The organism is Companilactobacillus furfuricola (assembly GCF_003946325.1).
Taxonomy (GTDB): Bacteria; Bacillota; Bacilli; order Lactobacillales; family Lactobacillaceae; genus Companilactobacillus; species Companilactobacillus furfuricola.
Genome location: NZ_RHNT01000091.1, coordinates 1 through 3,273 on the forward strand (window position 1 = coordinate 1; position 3,273 = coordinate 3,273).

Here is a 3,273-nt window from a genome sequence, read left to right on the forward strand (position 1 = left end):
GACCTTAGCGAAATGGCCAGTTTCCTCTACGGCATCAAGTGCCAATTTCACTTACGGCGTACATCTCACATTCACCTTATCAAAAAAAGGTGAGTAAATTAATTCTCCGTCAAGAATTAACTTACTCACCTATCTTAACCTGTTTCCTCTTGGCGACGAAGGAGCTTAGAGGAAGGTGCAGTTTTGAAACAAGCGAGCGCACTTTGCTCGATTGGTTCAAAATGTGCCCACCACGTTCCAGCGTCTGTATCCCCGGGCCCCGGAGTCGGCATTGAACGTACCAACCAAAATACTACCTCCATCCCAGCAAACCAAACAAACTAACAAAACGTGCCCCAAGCAAAACTCCTCTGTCTGCCATAGCTCACTTACATCTATATAAAAAAAGCATTCTCGGAAACAACTTCCAAGAATGCAACAAACCTAGCGAATAGGACAAGCCCCGCCAGCACAATCAGATTGATCAACCAAATCCAAATCTTTCTGATCATGATTATTATTCTCAATAGCAAATTCTTCAGCAACATCACCATGGATCTCACTAAGTCTCTTCAAATAAGTCTCTTTATCAATAGGTTCCTTAGGAGCTTGCTTAAAATCAGCCCCACTATAAGGAAGCAACGAAGTCGACTTAGTAATATGACGATATTGTCTCATCAATGGTGCGATCTCATCGCCTTCCTCAGGTTGGAAAGTAACCGTACAACTTACAGCATTATCTGACCAGTAAGTTTGCAAAAATGCTTGAGTAGCGAATTGCTCAGCAATAGAAACATTTCCAGCTGAAGCAAAGTTTTCTGAATCAGCATTTTCAGCCTTAACAGGAAATTCAACGCACATCGTGTTCTTAGTATAAACATCAGGTTCGATCTTGTATCCACAAGCCTTAAGTGCAGGAAGCAATGGATCAGAATCTTGGAATCTGATTCTTTGGATCAAATAACCAGAGTAGTGGAAGTGCATACCTTCAGACACACCAGCTAATTTAGCAACAGTACCAGAAGGTTTAACTGTCGTGTGCTTAACCGAAGTATTGCAATTCAAAGTATCAGAATAATCTTTATCAGCATCTACAACATCTTGATACATCTTTTCGACAGCCTTCACGATCTCAGGATCATAAATAGGTTTCTTGTAAGTCTCGCCAGTCTCTTGATCAACAGCATCTTCAAAACCAGTAACAACACGATGACCAAAGTTAGTCAAGATCCAGTCTTGGATACCAGACATTGAAACACCGATTCTTCTATTTTTAGCGATAGCGTTACGAGAAACTTCCCAATCGTAATTACTGAAAGTAACACGCTTAGTGTATCTAGCGGCTAAAGCAAAAGCCTCATCAAGATTCCAGCCTTGTTCTGTTGCTACTTGTGGGAAAATCTCAAATAAATTGCAAGGTTCACCATTGCTCAATGAAATCTCGCCACAAGGATTAGTACCCTCAACTTCAGGGTCAGCATCTTTATTGTAGCCGTCAATAATACGACCATAATGCTTCGATAGGTCAAGGTTAACGATACCTGGTTCACCGTTATGTCTGATCGAATCAGCAATTGGTTGGTAATCATTGAACATTGAATCAACCGCAACACTATTATTTGATGCCCAACGGTGATGGTAAAGCTTCTCTTGGTCTTGTTTCATAGTAATAAAGTCATCATCTTCAGCACCACCTAAAGCTAATTCAGCTGAACGACGAACATTACCAGCAACAACAGTTTTACCGATCATGTTACCCATATCAGTAGCATCAACTGAAGTGATCCGGTGACCGACTTTACTATTCAGCAAGTCATTAATGTCTTCAAACATTTCGATCAATGGAACAGGACCAGAAGCAGTACCACCAAAGCCCTTGATCTTTTCACCTTTAGCACGAATATCAGTAATATCCAAAACTACTTGAGAAGTTTGGTCAGGGTTAGTATTACTAAAATGATTGTCCATCATCGTAGCATTACCCACGACCCAACCTTCACGTGAGTCAGGAAGCTTATAGTATCTGCCAGCTTCAAGATCATTATTCTCGATCCAGTCGTCACGATCAACAGCACCAGCAGCGATCGACTCATCATAAGAAGCGCTTTCTTTACCGATCAAAACAACCAAGTCAGTCTTAACATCGACTTCAGGAATTTGTTTAACATTATCAGGCACAACAGAAAAACCAACGCCGCCACCCTTCATCAATTGATCGAACATGAATGAATAAGGCATAGAAACAGCCTTCTGATCCTGATCCAAATATTCAGGAACAATATGACTATCGCCATATTTTTGCGGTCTAATAGCAATAAACCAGCAATTATTCAAAGCGTCACCATTTCTATCTTGATAAGCAGTACCAGAAATCCAGAGGTTTCTTCCTGATGGTGTAGCTGATAATCCGTAAACCAACTTAAATAAGTTTTGAGCTTCTTCAACAAGCTCATTGTAAACGTCAGTACTAATAGTCTTAGAATGTAAACGAGGATCAAGATTAATATTACCTTCGACCACACGCTTAACAGTTTCATCCCAATTTTCAGTACGACCTAATTCAGGAATATAACGTGCATAAGTTCTCTTATATGTAACCCAACCGAGCTCGCCCCAGTGTGGTTTAATTTCTTCTTTAACTTGGTCAATAAACTCTTGACTAAGTTCAATTTTAGTTTTAATGATGTCCATCAAGCTCACCTCAAAATTATTTTAACACAACATATGGTATCCCTTTTATAAGAACTTAACAACATCTAGTATTAAAATTTATTTTTTAAAAAACTGCGTGAAACAAAATTTATCACCCGACTCACTCCGCATAGAATCTATGTGAAACGGTGTCAAGCTATAATTTTAAAAACCACAAATAAGGCTCCAAAAAAAATTTTCGACCAAAAATGCCCTTGCAATTTACCCAGAACAATGAATCTCATGAGGACATCACTTACAACATCTAGTAGTGCAAAAGTCAAACATTTACAAGAATTTTTTCATTCAGAAAAGAAACAAAATCCAAAATTTTCAAACCTATCAAATAAGCCAAAAATCACCCTACAAGTAAAAAAACAAAAGACAGTACAATTAACAATTACAGCAAAAAAACAACTAGAAACGCACGAAACCATCAAAATACAGCAATACAAGTAAAAGTATGATAAACAAGTTAGAAATCAGAAAAAGTAAATAGATAAACCAGAAAGAAAAGTTCAGAATCAGGCAAGAGTGTGAGGAACGAGCACGCAAGCAAGAAATAAATAAAAAGAGAAAAAAACGAAGCACCAGAACCAGACA

General features: G+C 38.6%; 2 protein-coding genes. Both read right to left on the bottom strand.

Annotated elements, in window-relative coordinates; all coding sequences use genetic code 11:
* Positions 1-134 precede the first annotated feature (134 nt).
* Complete coding sequence (locus EKM78_RS12930) at positions 135-284, bottom strand: hypothetical protein (protein ID WP_164507261.1); 150 nt, start codon at positions 282-284, stop codon at positions 135-137.
* A 139-nt stretch (positions 285-423) separates the two neighbouring features.
* Positions 424-2,670, bottom strand: coding sequence for a ribonucleoside-triphosphate reductase, adenosylcobalamin-dependent (gene nrdJ, locus EKM78_RS12320; protein WP_125772642.1), 2,247 nt, complete (start codon positions 2,668-2,670; stop codon positions 424-426).
* Positions 2,671-3,273 lie beyond the last annotated feature (603 nt).

What these genes read in the sequence shown, in the direction of transcription:
- nrdJ (WP_125772642.1), bottom strand. Translation starts at nt 2,670, where the DNA reads ATGGACATCATTAAAACTAAAATTGAACTTAGTCAAGAGTTTATTGAC.